This window comes from Dyella sp. (assembly GCF_035685885.1).
Taxonomy (GTDB): domain Bacteria; phylum Pseudomonadota; class Gammaproteobacteria; order Xanthomonadales; family Rhodanobacteraceae; genus Dyella.
In genome coordinates this window covers 1-17,120 of sequence record NZ_DASRZX010000042.1, presented here as the reverse complement: position 1 = coordinate 17,120, position 17,120 = coordinate 1, and the positions used below count along the sequence as shown (strand labels likewise).

9 protein-coding genes and 1 riboswitch are annotated in these 17,120 nt (G+C 65.4%); of the genes, 3 read left to right on the top strand and 6 right to left on the bottom strand.

The features are described from left to right. Window positions 1-81 precede the first annotated feature (81 nt). The 4 genes from VFG49_RS05115 to VFG49_RS05100 form a co-directional block, all read right to left on the bottom strand. A complete protein-coding gene (locus VFG49_RS05115; RefSeq protein WP_324858438.1) occupies window positions 82-3,237 on the bottom strand; it encodes an efflux RND transporter permease subunit in 3,156 nt (1,051 codons plus the stop codon). A gap of 365 nt (window positions 3,238-3,602) precedes the next feature. Beyond that, window positions 3,603-6,764: an efflux RND transporter permease subunit gene (locus tag VFG49_RS05110; protein ID WP_324858437.1), complete on the bottom strand. Its 3,162-nt coding sequence runs from the start codon at window positions 6,762-6,764 to the stop codon at window positions 3,603-3,605. 359 nt (window positions 6,765-7,123) lie between these two features. After that, window positions 7,124-7,762 carry a TonB-dependent receptor domain-containing protein gene (locus VFG49_RS05105; protein ID WP_324858436.1) on the bottom strand — a complete coding sequence of 213 codons (639 nt, stop codon included), beginning with the start codon at window positions 7,760-7,762 and terminating at the stop codon, window positions 7,124-7,126. Then, window positions 7,678-9,018: a TonB-dependent receptor plug domain-containing protein gene (locus VFG49_RS05100; RefSeq protein WP_324858435.1), complete on the bottom strand. Its 1,341-nt coding sequence runs from the start codon at window positions 9,016-9,018 to the stop codon at window positions 7,678-7,680. Before VFG49_RS05100 ends, VFG49_RS05105 begins: the two co-directional genes overlap by 85 nt. A 146-nt stretch (window positions 9,019-9,164) precedes the next feature. After that, window positions 9,165-9,382, bottom strand: a riboswitch (cobalamin riboswitch). A 425-nt stretch (window positions 9,383-9,807) separates the two neighbouring features. On the opposite strand from VFG49_RS05100, the gene VFG49_RS05095 reads away from it, so the two are divergent. Next, window positions 9,808-12,807: a TonB-dependent receptor gene (locus VFG49_RS05095; RefSeq protein WP_324858434.1), complete on the top strand. Its 3,000-nt coding sequence runs from the start codon at window positions 9,808-9,810 to the stop codon at window positions 12,805-12,807. 104 nt (window positions 12,808-12,911) lie between these two features. Here VFG49_RS05095 and VFG49_RS05090 read toward each other — a convergent pair whose 3' ends face one another. Together VFG49_RS05090 and VFG49_RS05085 are read right to left on the bottom strand one after the other, a co-directional pair. Next, window positions 12,912-14,387: a glycine betaine ABC transporter substrate-binding protein gene (locus VFG49_RS05090; RefSeq protein WP_324858433.1), complete on the bottom strand. Its 1,476-nt coding sequence runs from the start codon at window positions 14,385-14,387 to the stop codon at window positions 12,912-12,914. Continuing rightward, a complete protein-coding gene (locus VFG49_RS05085) occupies window positions 14,384-15,178 on the bottom strand; it encodes an ATP-binding cassette domain-containing protein (RefSeq protein ID WP_324858432.1) in 795 nt (264 codons plus the stop codon). Before VFG49_RS05085 ends, VFG49_RS05090 begins: the two co-directional genes overlap by 4 nt. Window positions 15,179-15,336: 158 nt before the next feature. Here VFG49_RS05085 and VFG49_RS05080 point away from each other — a divergent pair, with 158 nt between their 5' ends. Both VFG49_RS05080 and VFG49_RS05075 read left to right on the top strand, forming a co-directional pair. Beyond that, window positions 15,337-15,741: a GFA family protein gene (locus VFG49_RS05080; protein ID WP_324858431.1), complete on the top strand. Its 405-nt coding sequence runs from the start codon at window positions 15,337-15,339 to the stop codon at window positions 15,739-15,741. A gap of 103 nt (window positions 15,742-15,844) precedes the next feature. Continuing rightward, window positions 15,845-17,120 (top strand): hypothetical protein (locus VFG49_RS05075; protein WP_324858430.1); only part of this gene is annotated, 1,276 nt, incomplete at its 3' end.

Here is a 17,120-nt window from a genome sequence, read left to right as displayed (position 1 = left end):
GTCCAGGGAGGCCGTGCGGGACATTGATCTGGCTGGCTGCGGTCGCGCACAGGGTGCGCTCCCACAACCGTCACCATGCAATCAACCCATCGCCGTTTGCGCCTTTAACGCCCGCTTCGCTGCGCGACGCGCCTGGCGTGCCGCCTTGCGGATCTTGCGGTCGTAATTCCACAGATAGATCGCAGGCGTGCTCAACAAGGTCAGCAGCTGCGATACCAGCAGACCGCCGACGATCGCCACGCCCAGCGGCTGGCGCATCTCCGAACCTACGCCGAAACCGATCGCCAGCGGCAACGCGGCACCCATCGCCACCAGCGTGGTCATGGTGATCGGACGGAAGCGCACCAATGCGGCCTCGCGGATCGCATCCGGTGGCGACAGGCCGTGTTCGCGTTGCGCCACCAGGGCGAAGTCCACCATCAGGATGGCGTTCTTCTTCACGATGCCGATCAGCATCAGGATCGCGATGATCGCCATCAGCGTGAGCTGTGTCTGGGTGACGAACATGGCGAGGAAGGCACCGGCGCCCGCGGCGGGCAGGGTGGAGAGAATGGTCAGCGGGTGGCCGAGGCTTTCGTAGAGGATGCCCAGCACGATGTACATCGCCACGATCGCGCCGATCAGCAGCACCATGCCGTTGGACTTGGCCTGCTGCAGGCGCTGGTTCTGGCCGGTGAACTCGATTCGCACGCCTTCGGGCAGGCCCACGGCGATGCCGGCGTTCTCCACCAGTTTCACGCCGACATCCTGGGTCACGTCCTTGGCCAGGTTGTAGCTGATGGTCGAGGCCTCCAGCTGGTTGTGATGGCGAATGCGCATCGGGCTCATGTTTGGTTCGATGTGTGCGAGCGCCGAGATCGGGATCATCTCGCCCTTGGCATTGCGCACGCGGATGTTGAGCAGCGAGTCCGGGCTCAGCGACGTCGCGGAACTGGATGTGAGCACCACCCAGTACTGGTTGATGTCCGAATAGATCACCGACACCTGGCGCTGGCCGAACGAGTTCAGCAGCGCGGTGTCCACATCGCCCATGCTCACCAGCAGGCGGCTGGCGGACTCGCGGTTCACCTTCAGCATCTGCTGCTTGCCGACCAGATCGAAGTTGCTGCCGACGTCGCGCATCTCCTTCATCTTGCGCAGCTGCTGCACCATCTTCAGCGTCCACGGCTGCAAGTCCTCGCCGTTGGTGCCGATCAGCTGGAATTCGTAGCTCGTGCCCTTGTCGCCGCTGCCGCCGCCACCGAGGAACTGCATGGGGCTCAGCGAGACGCGGACGCCGGGCATGGCGTTGTACTGCTTGGACAGGCGATCGACCACCACCTTCACCGGGTCGTGGCGATCCTGTGGGCCGCTGCCACGCGGCTTGAGGTCGACGAACATGGTGCCCATGTTCCCGACGGCACCGTTGCTGTCGTTGCCGCCGAGGATGGTGAGCACGTCAAGCACCGCCGGATCCTTCTCCATGATCTTGGAGACGTTCTGCACCTGCGTGGCCATCATGGTGGGCGAGATGTTGGCGTCGGCGCGGATGTCGGCCTGCACCATGCCGATGTCTTCCTCGGGCATGAAGTTGCCGCCCGCGGTGGCGACCACGGCGGCGCCCAGGCCGAACGTTGCCACCAGCAGGATGATCGGTGTCCAGCGCATCAGGCGACGCCAACGCATGGCCCAGTCCAGGGCGCGCTCATACGCACGAAGGAAGCCGCGATCCATGCGTTCCACCGCGCGCTCCAGGCGCCCCGGCACATGTTCGCCCGGCTCCTCATGCTTGAGGAACTTGCCGCATAGCGCAGGCGTGAGCGTGAGCGAGACGATGGCTGAGATCACCACGGCCACTGCCAGCGTCACCGAGAACTCGCGCAGCAGCATGATCAGCATGTTGTTGCCGAACAGCAGAGGCGCGAACACCGCCACCAGCGACAGCGTGATCGACACCACGGTGAAGCCGATCTCGCGCACGCCGATCAGCGCCGCCTCCAGCGGTGGCGTGCCCTTTTCCATGTGGCGCACGATGTTCTCGATCACCACGATGGCATCGTCGACCACGAAGCCGATGCACAGCACCAGCGCCACCAGCGACAACGTATTGAGCGTGTAGCCCAGCGCGAGCATCACCACGAAGGCACCGGCCAGCGACAGTGGCACGCTGAGCGAGGCGATCAGCGTGGGGCGCAGGCGGCGCAGGAACACCATCATCACCATCACCACCATCACGATGCTGATGAGCAGGGCGACCTGCACCTCATGCAGCGCGGACTTGGTGGTTTGGGTGAGATCGAAGATCGGCGTGATCTGCACGTCGGCCGGCATCCACGCGCGCAGCTCCGGCAATCGCTTGCGGATCTCGTCGACCGTTTCGACGGCATTGGCCTCGGGGCGCTTGCTGATCTGCATTGCCACGGTGCTTTGGCCGTTGAACCAGGCACCCTGGTAGATGTCCTGCTGGCCGCTGGTGACCTTGGCCACGTCGGACAAGCGTACCGGCGCGCCGTTCCTGGTGGCGACGAGCAGGTTGGCGAAGTCGGACGCCTCGGTCAGGCCGTCGTTCGCCGTCACCGTCATTTGGGTACGGCCATCGGTGAGCACGCCTTGCGGCGAGGTGACGTTGGCTGCGATCAGCGCGTTGCGCACGTCATTGGCGGTGAGACCCTTGGCGGCGAGCGCGTTGATGTCCAGCTCCACGCGCACGGCATGCGGCGTGCCACCGAACACCTGCACCTGGGCGACGCCGGGGATCTGCGCCACGGCGGGCTTGAGCAGCGTGTCGGTGAGATCGTAGAGCTTGTCCTGCGGCAGGCCGGTGGAAGTGAGCGAAACCAGCAGGATGGGGAATTGCGACGTATCGAACTTGAAGTACTGCGGCGGGCTAGGCATCTCCGGCAGGTCGGCCTGCGCGGCGTTGATGGCCGCCTGCACATCACGCGCGGCCTTGTCGGCGGTGCGGTCGAAGGTGAAACGCACCTGGATCGACGCGCTGCCTTCGGTGGCATTGCCGTACATGTCGTCGATGCCGGGGATGCGGCCGATATGGCGTTCCAGCGGCGCCAGCACCGTCGACGCCATGGTCTGCGCGCTGGCACCTGGCACCGACGCCACGATGTAAACACCCGGAAACTCCAGCGACGGCAACGCCGCCACGCCCAGCAGCCGGTACGCGAAGGCACCCGCCAGCAGCAGGCCAAGCGCCAGCAGCGAGGTGCCCACTGGGCGTTTGATCAATGGGGCGAAGATGTTCACAGAGGTTTCCGTACCGGTAGGGGACCACACTCACCCGCCGCCTTGGCAGACCAGCAGCCAAGGCATACGTTCCGCGCAAGGCGGGCGCAAGAGGCCGTCATGCTTCCATATTGGACTGCGGGGGCGGGTGCGGCGAATGTGCCTGAAGTCGGTCCGTGCCGAAAGGCATGGGTTGGGTTTTTTCTCTTTCGGCTTGGTTTCTTGCTGGTTCTGGGGGATTTCGGCGGGTCTGGCGAGCTTTTCCGTGGGAGCGCACCCAGTGCGCGATCGCTCTGCTGGATGCGCGGTGCGCCACAGCCCGAGGCCGACACTTCACTCTGCGATCGCGCACTGGGTGCGCTCCTACAGGAGAGGCACTACCGCTCTTATCCCGCCGCTGTCTGCGCCTTCAACGCCCGCTTCGCCGCGCGACGCGCCTGGCGTGCCGCCTTGCGTTCCTTGCGGTCGTGGTTCCACAGATAAATGGCCGGCGTGCTCAACAAGGTCAGCAGCTGCGATACCAGCAGGCCGCCGACGATCGCCACGCCCAGTGGCTCGCGCAATTCCGAACCCATGCCGAAACCAATGGCCAGTGGTAGCGCGGCGCCCATCGCCACCAGGGTGGTCATGGTGATGGGGCGGAAGCGCACCAGCGCGGCTTCGCGGATCGCATCCGGCGGCGACAGGCCACGCTCGCGTTGCGCCACCAGGGCGAAATCCACCATCAGGATGGCATTCTTCTTCACGATGCCGATCAGCATCAGGATTGCGATGATCGCCATCAGTGACATCGGCGTGCCGGTGGCGAGCATGGCGAGGAACGCGCCCGCGCCCGCGGCCGGCAGCGTGGAGAGGATGGTCAGCGGATGGCCGAGACTCTCGTAGAGGATGCCCAGCACGATGTACATCGCCAGGATCGATCCGATCAGCAGCACGTTGGCGTTGGAGCGCGTTTCTTCCAGGTTCTGAGCGCTGCCGGAATAGCCGACCTGCACGCCGGCGGGCAGGCGCGCGTCGGCAACGATCTGGTTGATCAGGTCCGTCGCCTTGTCCTGCGGGAAGCCGGGGTCGATGTTGTAGTAGATCTTGGCCGCTTCGAGCTGGTTGGTGTGGATCACGAACGAGGGCGTCACCTGGGGCTGGATGTGTGCAACGGCGGACAGCGGCACCATGTTGCCGTTGTCGCCGCGCACGTAGGTGTTGAGCAGCGTGTCCGGGCGCAGCGAGCGTTCGCCGGATGACGTCAGCACCACCCAGTACTGGTTGATATCCGAATAGATGATCGACACCTGGCGCTGGCCGAAGGAGTTGTACAGCGCCGAATCCACCTGACCCATGTTCAGGTGCAGGCGGCCCGCCGCGGCGCGGTCCACGGTGAGCATCTGTTGCTTGTCGATATCGTCGTAGTCGCTGCTGACGTCGTGGAATTCCTTGTGCCGGCGCATCAGCCGCGTCACTTCCAGCGCCAGTGGCTGCAGGTCCACGCCTGCGTTGCTGCTCACCAGTTCGAAACTCTGGCTGCCGCGATCGCTGTTGTTGTCGTCGTTGAAGAAGCCGATGGAATTGAGCGAGACGCGCAGTTCCGGCAGCTTGCCGTAGCTCTTGTTGAGGCGGGTGATGATGTCCTTGATGGAATCGGGCCGCTCTCCCGGCCCGTGACCGCGTGGCTTGAGGTCCACGAACATGGTGGCCTGGTTGCCGACCACGCCGCCGGCGCGATCGCTGCCGAGGAAGGTGGTGACGTCGAGTACGGCAGGATCCGCCCGCATGATGGCCGCGGCGCGCTGGGCGCGCTCGGCCATCAGCGTGGGCGAGATGTTGGAATCGGCGCGCACGTCGCCCTGGATCATGCCGATGTCTTCCTGTGGCATGAAGTTGAAGCCGAACAGTTTCACCACCGCCATCGCCATGCCAATGGTGAGCACCAGCAGGATAAGCGGCTGCCAGCGCATCAGCCGCCGGTGATGCATGGCCCAGCCCAGCGCGCGCTCGTAGATGCGGTGCAGGCTGCGGTCGAAGCGTTCGAGCGCCCGTTCCAGCCGGTTGGGTTGGCGGCCGCCGGCATTGGCCAGGGTCAGCAGGCGCCCGCACAGCGCGGGCGTGAGCGAGAGGGAGATGATCGCGGAGATCACCACCGCCGATGCCAGCGTCACCGAGAACTCGCGCAGCAGCAGGGTGAACTGGTTGTTGCCGAACAGCAGCGGAGCGAACACCGCGATCAGCGACAGCGTGATGGAGACGACGGTGAAACCGATTTCCTGCACGCCGGTCAGCGCGGCCTCGATCGGCGGCGCACCTTGCTCCATATGGCGCACGATGTTCTCGATCACCACGATGGCATCGTCGACCACGAAGCCGATGCACAGCACCAGCGCCACCAGCGACAACGTGTTGAGTGTGTAGCCCAGCGACCACATCACCACGAAGGCGCCTGCCAGCGACAGCGGCACGCTGAGCATGGCGATCAGCGTGGGGCCGATACGGCGCAGGAACACCAGCATCACCAGCGCCACCATCACGATGCTCAGCATCAGCGCCACCTGCACCTCGTGCAGCGCAGACTTGGTGGTCTGGGTGAGGTCGAAGATCGGCGTGATCTGGATGTCCGCCGGCAACCACGCGCGCATCTGCGGCAGCTTCGCGCGCACGGCATCGGCGGTGGCCACGGCGTTCGCCTCGGGCCGCTTGCTGATGCGCAGCGCCACCGCGCGCTGGTCGTTGAACCAGGCGGCCTGGTATTCGTCCTGCTGGCCGCTGGTGACGCGTGCCACGTCGGACAGACGCACCGGCGCGCCGTTGTGCGTGGCGATCAGCAGGTCGGCGAACTCCGCCGGATCATGCAGCGCGTCGTTGGCCGTCACCGTCATCTGCGAACGGCCGTCGGAGAGCACGCCCTGCGGCGAGGTGACATTGGCCGCACGCAACGCGTTCGCCACATCGTTGGCGGTGAGCCCCTTGTTGGCGAGCGCGGCGGTGTTGAGTTCCACGCGCACGGCGCGTGGGCGACCGCCGATGACACGTACCTGTGCCACGCCGGGTATTTGCGCGATGGCGGGGTTGATCAGCGTGTCGGCGAGGTCGTAGAGCTTGTCCGGCGGCAGCGTCTGTGACGTCAGCGACAGCAGCAGCACCGGGATGTTGGCGGTGTTGAACTTGAAGTAGCGCGGCAGCATCGGCATGTTCGCGATGGGCAGGTCCGCGGTGCTGGCGTTGATCGCCGCCTGCACGTCGCGCGCGAGCTTGTCGGTGTTGTTGCCGAAGTTGAACAGGATGCGGATCGAGGTGGATCCGTCGTTGCTTTCCGAATGCATCTCCTTGATGCCGGGGATGCGCCCGAGGTGCCGCTCCAGCGGCGCGGCCACGGTCGAGGCCATGGTCTGCGCGTTCGCGCCCGGCATCTCCACGTAAACCACCATGCCGGGGAATTCGAGTTGCGGCAGCGCCGCCACGCCCAGCAGCAGGTAGGCCCAGATGCCGGCGAGGGCAAGGCCTACCGCCAGCACGGAAGTGCCGATGGGGCGGCGTATCAGTGGCGCGAACAGGTTCACGGGTTCAAGGGACCGTTGATGGCGGCGCGCCCCCGCCGCGCCTGGGCGTGAGGCCGACCAGGGCGAGCCACCTCAGTCGTCTTTATGCACGCAAATGTGTTGCGGGGAATGTGCCGTTAGTGGGTAACTCCCATAACCTCCTGTCCTCATCCCCGCGAGGCGCTGTTCAACAGCCGAAGGCGGGTCAAGCGGGACACGCGCGAAGCGCGCAGGACGCCCCTGGGGCGGCCCCGAAGGGGCGAGCGCAGCGAGTCATCCAGTGCCTTTTGAATGCCCACGCAAGGACGGAAGTCGCTGGATCCCCGCCTCCGCGGGGATGACGATGAGGGGCACGAGGCCTGAGGTTCAAGCGGAACCGCTCACCGCATCGCCGGGCTGTATCGCAACGTCAGGAACCATGTCCGCCCCGGCTGATTGAAGTAGTAAGCCGTCTCGTAGCTGCGATCGAACACGTTGGCCAGCTTGGCCTCGACGCGCCAGTGGGGCAGGAAGTCGTAGCTCGCGCGCAGGTCGGTGGTGGCATAGCCGCCCAATCGGTGCAGGTTGGCCTGGTCGTCATAGGACTTGCCCGCGGCGAACACGCTGGCGCCGACGCCGAACGCGCCGAACCGGCGATCGATGTCCAGGCGCGCCGTCTGTTCCGGCCGCCGCGGGAGCTGGTTGCCGTCGTTGGCGCCTTCCTGGTTCTTCGGCTGCATCAGCGTGAGATAACCCTGCAGCTGCCAGCCGCCGAGGTTCGCACCCAGCTGCGCTTCCAGCCCGCGGATGCGCGCGCGGCTGATGTTCTGCGGCACGAAGTTCTCATCGAGCGTGATCAGGTCGGTGATGGTGGTCTGGTAAGCGTTGACGGCCCAGTTCCATACACCCTGCGACTGGCTGAGACCCAGTTCGCCCGAGCGCGACTTTTCCGGTTTCAGGTCCGGATTGCCGTAGCCGAAGGGGTAGTAGATGTCGTTGAAGGTCGGTGCGTGGAACGCCGTGCCGTAGCTGGCCGACAAGCGCAGGCCGTGGTCGAACGCGTAACCCCACGCCGCCGAACCGGTGTCGTGGTTGCCGACTGGTCGTTGTGGTCGTGGCGTGCGGAAAGCTGCACCTCGTTGCGCCCGAACGTGCCCAGGTACTGCGCGAACACGCCGGTGTCGCCACGCGTGCTCTTGAGATAACCGGTGTCGCTGTCGATGTGCTCCTGCTGGTAGTCCACGCCGGCGGTGAGCAGCTGGTTGGCATCGAGCGCGACATCGTTCTGCCAGGACGCCTGGTTGCGGCGCGAATCGGTATGCGCCACCGGTGCGCGCGGGTAGACCATGGAAGGCGTGAAGGCGTCGCCATAGACGCCCTGGTAGTACGTGGCGTTGTCGTCGCGGCTCTGGCCGGCGTTGAGCGTGACCTTCCACGGCGCCAGTGGCGTAAAGCTCAGCCGTGCGCCGGCCACTTCCTGCTCGTTCACGGCCTGGTTGCCGCCGTAAGGGCTGCCGTCGTACTCGACGAAGTTCTTGCTGCGCAGCCAGGTGGCCGCCAGCTCGGTGCCGTTGTCCCAGCGGTAGCCGGCGTTGGCCATGCCGTTCCAGTTGCGGTCCGCGTCGTGGTCGGGTTCGTCGACGAAACAACCCGCGCCGGCTTCTGCCGCGCCCACGCGGCAGGCATTGATGCCGGCGGTGTATTGCCCGCCCAGGCCCGCGTTGAACCACGCGTGCGAGTCGCCGCCGGAAAGTCCCGCGTGGCCGTCCGCATAGCTGCGGCTGCCGGCGGAAAGGCTGAGCGACGGATCGAGCTTGCCGTCCTGCGCGCCGTGCCGGGTGAAGATCTGGATCACGCCGCCCATCGCATCGGCGCCGTACAGGCTCGACCGCGGGCCGCGCACGATTTCGATGCGCTCGATCTGGTCCACCGGAATCTGCTCGAACGCCGGCAAGCCTGCACCGACCGCCCCGATGCGCACGCCGTCGATCAGCACCAGCGTGTGCGTGGAGTTGGTGCCGCGCAGGAACAGCGAACTCAGCTGGCCCTGTCCGCCGGCCTGCACGAACGACACGCCGGGCAGGCCCACCAGCAGGTCGCGCACCGAGGTGGGCTGCAGCCTCTCGATGTCGGCGCGCGTGATCACGCTGACCGAAGAGAGCGCCTCGTCGGTGGTGATCGCCGTGCGCGTGGCGGTGACCACGACGGATGACAGCGAGGTGGCCTGCTCCGCTTCGTCGGCGTGGGCAGCAAGGGTGGCGGTCAGCAGGGCGGTCGCCAGCAGGGTCTTCTTCATGCGCATTCCTGGCGGACGCGCGCTCCGGCGCGCCCGCATGTCGGGGTGCGTGGCATGCATGGGCTGGAGAACGGCGGCAGGCGAGGAGCCATGCGGACGTCTGGCTTCGCCCACCGCGAGCCACGCGCTGAAACCTGCCGCGGGGCAGGTTCTGTGTTCGCCGGGCCGGTCTCCGGGCTCGCGTGCGGCATGCCTTGCCGGCCATGCACCCCCGGGCGCCTTCCCGTGCTTGCACACAGTGGCATTGGGCCCGTGGGGCGATTCGCACACTTACCGTTGCGGGGGCAGCGCCGGCCTTGCGTCACGCGCACCGGCTTCCCGTTTCATCCCGGCTAAGCCGGGAACCTGGCGGCGCGATTCTAGTGGGAGGTGGGGCATAAGTGCGGACGGAAGCGGGATCGCGTCCTCTTCCCTGCCGGTCTTTCTGGGGAGTCGTCATCCTGATTTGCCCGCCGGTGGCGCCTCTGGCGGCGCCTGGTCCCGGTCGGCAAGAAAAATTCCTAGGTTCTTGCGATGGCGCTTTTCTGTCGGTCGCGCAACTAGTTACGTTTTTGTGAAGCACAAAGTCAGTTTCGCGCAAGGATTTCCCTTACATGTCCCGTTGACCTTCGCCGACGGCCACTATTACTTTTAGCCTAGGGATCGTTAGATATTGCGAATTCCGCAAGGGCATGGGGATGCCCGCAAGGAATAACGGCAGCCGCAAGCGCTGTCCGCAAGCTCTGGGGTTCATGACGCGCGCAACGCGCAATTCGGCCTTTGGCCACCGTGTTTGGGGAGAGAAATCGAATGAGCAGTTTCGTGTTGGGAGGCCATGCCTCCTGGCGTCGTACGGCTTTGGCCGCGGCGCTGAGTGTGGGGCTGGCCGGTGTTGCCATGGCCCAGTCCAATGCTTCGGGCGTGATCTTCGGCCAGGTCCAGGCAAACGCAGGTAGCAGCATCCGCCTCGAGAACGTCGACACTGGCCTCAACCGCGAGATCGCGGTGGACCAGAACGGTCGCTACCGCGCCGCATCGCTGCCGGTGGGCAAGTACAAGGTGACGCTGGTCAAGGACGGCGTCGCTGTCGAAGCGCGCAACAACGTCAGCGTGCAGGTGGGCACCGGTATCGACGTGTCGTTTGGCGGCACGACCGCCGCGGCGAGCGCGCAGAACCTGGAAGGCGTGTCGGTGATCGCCAGCGCCCTGCCGGCCATCGACGTGTCCTCGATGGACTCGCGCACCGTGCTCACCTCCGAGCAGCTGGAAAAGGTGCCGGTGGCACGCAACGTGACCGCGGCTGCGCTGCTCGCGCCCGGCGTCGTGCTGGGCGATTCGCGCTATGGCAACGTGGGTTCGTTCGGTGGCGCGTCGGCCGCCGAGAACCAGTACTACATCAACGGTTATTCGGTGACCAACTCGCTGACCGGCATCGGCCTGGCGCAGCTGCCGTTCGACGCGATCGACCAGCAGCAGGTGCTGACCGGCGGCTACGGCGCGGAATACGGCCGTTCGACCGGCGGCGTGGTGAACATCATCACCAAGCGCGGCACCAACGAGTGGAAGGCCGGCGCGGCCGCCTACTGGATTCCTGAAGCGTTGCGCTCGGCCCCGCGCAACATCATCCAGCCATCGGACAACTCGCTGTATCAGTACCGCCACGACAACACGAGCTGGAGCACCGAATACGGCGCCTACCTCGGTGGCGCGCTGGTGAAGGACAAGCTGTTCATCTATGCCACCGCCGACCTGCTCAAGCAGAACGGCCAGATCGTGGCCGCCGGCCCGGACAAGGCCGGCAACTCGTCGGTGAACTACTACGACCTCAAGACCACGCGCTGGCTGGCCAAGGTCGACTGGAACATCACCGACAACCACATCGTCGAGTTCACGGGCTTCAGCGACAAGAGCAACGAGAACGACCAGATCTACGACTACAACTACGGCACCCATAACAGCGGCGCCAAGCGTGGCACGATCGACCTCAAGAACTACGATGGCGGCGCTGGCGCAACCCCTGGCGGCGAGTACTACATCGGCAAGTACACCGGCTATGTCACCGACAACCTGACGGTCAGCGCGCTGTACGGCACCAGCAAGTCCGACCACGTGCAGGATCCGGCCAGCAACGGCGGCGGCGCCTGCCCCTACGTCACCGGCTCGTACGTCAGTGGCGGTACCGTGTTCAATCCGCCCAAGTGCTACCTCGTGGGCACCGTGCTCGCGCCGGGCGCGAAGGACAAGACCCACGGCGGTCGTCTGGACATCGAATATCGCCTGGGCAGCCACGACCTGCGCGTCGGTCTGGACGACCAGACGCTGGAGTCGTACTCGGGCACGGCCTACGAGGCTGACCAGCGCTACAGCTATGCCAAGGCACCGGCATCGCTCACGGTGCCGAGCCGCCATCTGGTGTTCCCGGCTGGCACGGTGAACCTGGTCGACTATCGCGTGTTCCGCGCCGCCGCCAACGTCAAGGTGGAGCAGGAAGCGCAGTACATCGAAGACCACTGGCAGTTCGCCGACAACTGGCTCGCCTACATGGGCCTGCGCAACGAACAGTTCAGCAACTTCAACGGCGGCGGCGAGATCTACGCCAAGCAGCGTCACCAGCTGGCGCCGCGCCTGGGCCTGAGCTGGGACGTCTTCGGCGATTCCACCTTCAAGGTCTACGCCAACGCCGGCCGCTACCACCTGGCCGTGCCCTCCAACGTGGCCATCCGTGGCGCGTCCGCGTCGATCTACAGCAGCCAGTACGGCACGTTCACCGGCATCGACGCCACCGGCAAGCCGATCGGCTTCGTTCCTTACGGTGACAAGGTCTATCTCAACGCCGAAGACGGCACCACGCCCGATCCGCGCACCGTGGCGGCCAAGGGCCTGGGCGCGTATTACCAGGACGAATACATCCTGGGCTTCGACAAGACGCTCGGCACCGACTGGACGTTTGGCGGCAAGGTCATCTATCGCGACCTGAAGAACATCATCGACGACATGTGCGATACGCGTCCGTTCGAGAAGTACGCCACGCGCAACAACATCGACATGAGCAATGCCGTGCTCAACGGCTGCTACCTGTTCAACCCGGGCAAGGGCAACAACTTCCTGGTGGACATGACCGGCAACGGCGATTTCCGCGAGTTCAAGCTGACCAAGGACGACCTGGGCTTCCCGGATCTCAAGCGCAAGTACCTCGCGCTCGACATGTACCTGGAGCATCGCTTCACCGACCAGTGGTTCGGCAAGCTGGAGTACGTGCTGTCGCACAGCTTCGGCAACTCCGAAGGCCTGCTCAAGTCCGACATCGGCCAGCGTGATCCGTCGGTGACGCAGGACTGGGACGCGCCGGAGCTGATGGTCGGCGCCAACGGCCCGCTGCCGAACGACCGTCGCCACCAGATCAAGGCCTACGGCTGGTACGAGCTCAACCAGGAGTGGTTGTTCGGCGCCAATGTGTTGGTCAACTCGGGCCGCCCGAAGAACTGCATCGGCGTGACCCCGGATGATCCGATCAACTACGGCGAGGCCTACTTCTACTGCGACGGCCACTACAACTCGCGGGGCTCCGAGGGCCGCACGCCCTGGACCTACCAGCTGGACCTGAGCGCACAGTGGAAGCCCGCGTTCGCCAACCACCAGTTGGCATTCACCGCGGACATCTTCAACGTGTTCAACCAGCAGGAAGTGCTGAGTCGCCAGGATCTCGGCGAAACGGCACCCGGCACCAAGGATCCGGTCTACAACCGCCCGATCAGCTTCCAGGCGCCGCGCTACATCCGTTTTGGCGTGAAGTACGACTTCTCGCTGTAATTCGCGCTCCAAGTAGAAAGAGAGCACGCGCCGGCTTGACCGGCGCAACTCCCCATTCGCCGCCGGTCACCCCGGCGGCTTTTTTTCGCGTTGGCGAAGCACCGCTACTCGCGCGCGACGATGCGCAGCCCGCGCGGCGTCAGCCATCGCTCGATGCCCTCGAACAACAACTGCACCATGATGGCGAGCAGTGCGGCGGGCACCGCGCCTTCCAGGATGAGCCCGATATCGTTGAGCCGGATGCCGGTAAGAATGGGTTGGCCATAACCGCCCGCACCGATCAGCGCGGCCAGTGTGGCCGTGCCGACATTGATCACCGAGGCTGTCTTGATGCCGGCGAGGATCGAACGTGTCGCCAAAGGCAGCTCGATCCAGCGCAGGCGCGTCAGCCATGGCAGGCCGAGCGCTGCCGCGGATTCGCGCCATTCCAGCGGAATCCCCAGCAGCCCGGCGTGCGTGTTGCGCACGATCGGCAGCAGGCTGTAGAGGAACAGCGCAGCGAGTGCCGGCCACGCGCCGATGCCGAACAACGGGATCATGAACACGAACATCGCCAGTGACGGCACCGTCTGCAGCACGCCCGTGAGGCCGACCACCAGTTGCCCCAGCCGACGCCAGCGCGCGGCCACGATGCCGAGCGGAACGGCCACCAGCACGGCCAGCGCCAGCGACGCAGCCGCAAGGCCCACGTGTTCGCGCGTGCGATGCCACAGCCGCGTCCAGAAGCCGTCATCGTGACTTTCCGGCGACAAGCCGAGGAAACGCGCGGCGATGTCCGACTCGCGCTGGCCTTCCAGTTTTGCTTCCGCATTCATGCGCCGCATAGCGGGCTCATCAATGCGACCGGCCAGCTGCTTCAGTGCGCCGACGAAGCCTGGCGCGTCGCGTTCCAGCGCCAGCCGATAAAGGAACACGGCCTGGTAACGCGGAAAATAGCGACGATCGTCTTCAAGCACGCTCAGGTGGTAGTAGGCGATCTCCGCGTCGGTGCTGTAGAGGTCGATGGCATCCACCGCCCCGCTGGCGAGCGCGCGATACGACAGCGTGTGATCCAGGCCGCGCGGCTGCAATGCCGCCAGCCCGTAGCGTTGGCGCAGGCCCGGCCAGCCGTCGCCGCGATCCATGAATTCGTTGGAGAAGCCCAGCCGAAGTTGCGGATGCGCCGACAGGTCGCTGATGCGGCGAATGCCCAGTTCGCCGGCACGTTGTGCACGCATGCCGATGGCGTAGTTGTCGTCGAAGCCCAGCGAGTCGGTGATGCCGATGCCCATCGGTGCCAATCGCAGGCGCAGCGTGGCGATATCGGCTTGCGGGTCGATGCCTTTCAGCAACTCCTGCGTGAGCGTGCCGGTGTATTCGGGATACGCGTCGATATCGCCGTGCTGCAGCGCGCTCCACAGGATGGCCGTGCCGCCCAGCTCGCGCTTGTGTTCCACGGTGACACCGGCCTGGAGTGCCTCACGACGCGCAAGCTCGCCAAGCACTACCGATTCGGTGAACTGCTTCGAGCCGATACGCAGGCTCGTCGCGCCTGCCAGCGCCGGGAGCAGAAAAAATACGGCCAACAGCACGTGCTTCATGCGCCGTCATCCGGCAGCCGGCGTTGCGAGCGCACGAAGGTTTCCACGAAGCCATCCACGGGTCGATGGCGAAGATCGTCGTAACTGCCTTGCTGCACCACGCGTCCGTCACGCATCAGGACGAGGCGCTCGGCAAACCAGACGGCTTCGGCCAGATCATGCGTCACCACGATCACCGTCTTGCGCAACTGCGCGAACAGCTGCTTCAGCTCGTCCTGCAGTTCGTGGCGAACGATGGGATCGAGCGCGCCCAGCGGTTCGTCAAGCAACAGCGCATCGGGGTCCAGCATCAATCCGCGCATCAGCGCCACCCGCTGGCGCTGGCCGCCGGAAAGTTCCAGCGGATAGCGTTGCAGCGTATCGGCGGGGAGACGCGTGAGCTCGGCCAGTTCGCGCGCGCGCTCACCGATGCGCTGCGCGTTCCAGCGCAGGTAACGCGGCTGCAACGCGAGATTGCCCAGCACCGTGAGGTGCGGAAACAGTCCACCTTCCTGGATGACGTAGCCGACGCGCTGGCGCAGCGAAAGCACATGCTGCCGTTGCAGCGGCTGTCCCCACGCGCGCACTTCGCCCTGGTCCGGCCAGTCCAGCCCAAGCAACAGGCGCAGCACGGTGGACTTGCCTGCGCCGCTGCCGCCGATCAACGCCGTGGTGCTGCCTGCCGCGAACGAGAGACTTACGTCGTCCAGCGCCGTCACCGTGCCATAGCGCCGGGTCACGCCTTTGAGCGCAAAGTCGGCCGCATGTGCACCGGCGTCCTGCGAAGGGTTCCTGCTGGCGAGGAAGGACATGGCGATGGACTCTAACCCAATCGCACCGGGGCATGGCGCGAACGACCTGATGCCGCAACCGGCGGCCTTGCCGCCCTCCGCGTTGCGCTACAGTCGCCCGCATCGTTCGGTGCCTCCACGCCGCACCGGAGCACGCTTGCTCCTCTCGCGAGGTTCCCATGCCAGCACGAACTGCCTCCTGCTACTGCAAGCAACTTCAGATCCACGTGCAGGGTGAGCCATTGGGCATCGGCGTATGTCATTGCCTGGCCTGCCAGCAACGTACCGGCAGCGCGTTCGCCGCGCTGGCGTCCTATCAAACGCCTTACACCGTCACCGGCAACGCCACGGAATTCGTCCGCACCGGTGACCACGGCGCACGCTTCCGCTTCCACTTCTGCCCCGTCTGCGGCAGCACGGTGTTCCACACCGAAGAAGGTGACGAAGGCTCGGTATCCGTTGCCGTGGGCGCCTTTGCCGATCCGGGTTTTCCGCCACCGCAGGTTTCCGTCTACGAGTGCCGGCGGCACGCCTGGGTGCAGCTGCCAGCGGACGTCCAGCGCTACGACACCGATCCGGATTGAGCATCAGTCGGGCTGTCGGCTATCCCGTTTAGCCTGGCTTGCGGGCAGGCGTGATCATCGGCAAGCTCGCAACCACGTCCGAGCACCGTTTCCGGGGGGAATCATGAGCAGACGCAATCCATGCCTGTGGGTGCTCGCAGCTGCGCTGGTTTTGTGTGCCATGACGCCGGCCCACGCTCAAACGACATCGACGGCAGCCGTAGTGCATGTGGTGATCGAATCCTTCTGGGGTGGCCTGAATCCCGACGCGCCGTTCCAGACTCGTCTGGTGATTGAGCAGACAGCGGACGGCTATCGCTGGAGCGGTACCGAAAGCAAAGGGATGGGAGACCGGAAGAAAGAGCAGGTCTATCCCGAAGTGTCGTTACCGGCGAGCGCCGTCAGTCGACTCAAGGACGCGATGACCGCGGCACCTCGTCCGCGCGTGGATCTTCAGGCGCTGCAGCCGGCGATCGCCAATATCCAGGCGCAGGTCGACCGGGCGTTTGCCGAGGCATCGGACGAAGGCGTCTATTCGAAGCTGGAGCCGGCACGGCTGCAGGCCTTGCGCGATGAACTCAGGCATCCGGACGTGCTGGCCGACGTGCTCACGCAGGGCTTGAGTGACCGCCACACCGACGACTATCCCCATGTCCGTATCGACATGACGCTGGCCGACGGCACGACGTTGACAGCAGGCTCCGATTCCCAGCAATACCTGATGTTGCCCTGGCGAACGGGAACCGGCGCGCTGACGTATGCCGTCGACCTGCCGATGGCTGTTGCTGCGCTGCTGCCGGCCGGAGCGACCAATCGGGAGCGGCTCGAAGAAACCATGGGAGGCGCGGCGCTCGAAACGCTGCTCGGCATGGGGCTGGCTCCGCGGCTGGAGCATCTCCAGGTCGAATCCCAGGCGCCCGATGCGCTGCACGCACTGCAGGCACAGCTGGATGTCACCGAGATTTCGATCGTGTCGTTTGAAGGTCCCCACGTCGATGCCGTCATGCACCTTACCGGCGGACCATCGAACCTGCAGATCGACGCGCGACTCGCGCTTGATGGAACCCGGCTGAAGGACGAAGGATCGGCGATCCGGTTGCGCCAGATGCTGGAGCTGGTGGCTTCGACACCGGCCTTGCAGGCACGCATCCTGCGCTACCCGCAGCGGGATTTTCGCGTGCGCCATGGCTATGCCGACGCATGGCCACGGGCCAGGCTAGTGCAGCAGTTCGTTGATCAGATGCGCGCCTTGGGCAAGTTGGCGGAACTGGAAGCGGCGTCCTCATCCCTGCGCGATGCGGTGATGGTTGAGGAGGGTCGGTCGCCCATCTACTGGCTCGTGCTACCCGATCGGCGGGCCGTGTGGTGGAAAGAATTCGATCCATCGTCGGACGCCGCGG

Excerpts from the sequence above, each read along its gene's own strand:
- VFG49_RS05100 (WP_324858435.1), bottom strand. The coding sequence starts at position 9,018 with ATGAAGAAGACCCTGCTGGCGACCGCCCTGCTGACCGCCACCCTTGCT.
- VFG49_RS05095 (WP_324858434.1), top strand. The coding sequence starts at position 9,808 with ATGAGCAGTTTCGTGTTGGGAGGCCATGCCTCCTGGCGTCGTACGGCT.
- VFG49_RS05090 (WP_324858433.1), bottom strand. The coding sequence starts at position 14,387 with ATGAAGCACGTGCTGTTGGCCGTATTTTTTCTGCTCCCGGCGCTGGCA.
- VFG49_RS05085 (WP_324858432.1), bottom strand. The coding sequence starts at position 15,178 with ATGTCCTTCCTCGCCAGCAGGAACCCTTCGCAGGACGCCGGTGCACAT.
- VFG49_RS05080 (WP_324858431.1), top strand. The coding sequence starts at position 15,337 with ATGCCAGCACGAACTGCCTCCTGCTACTGCAAGCAACTTCAGATCCAC.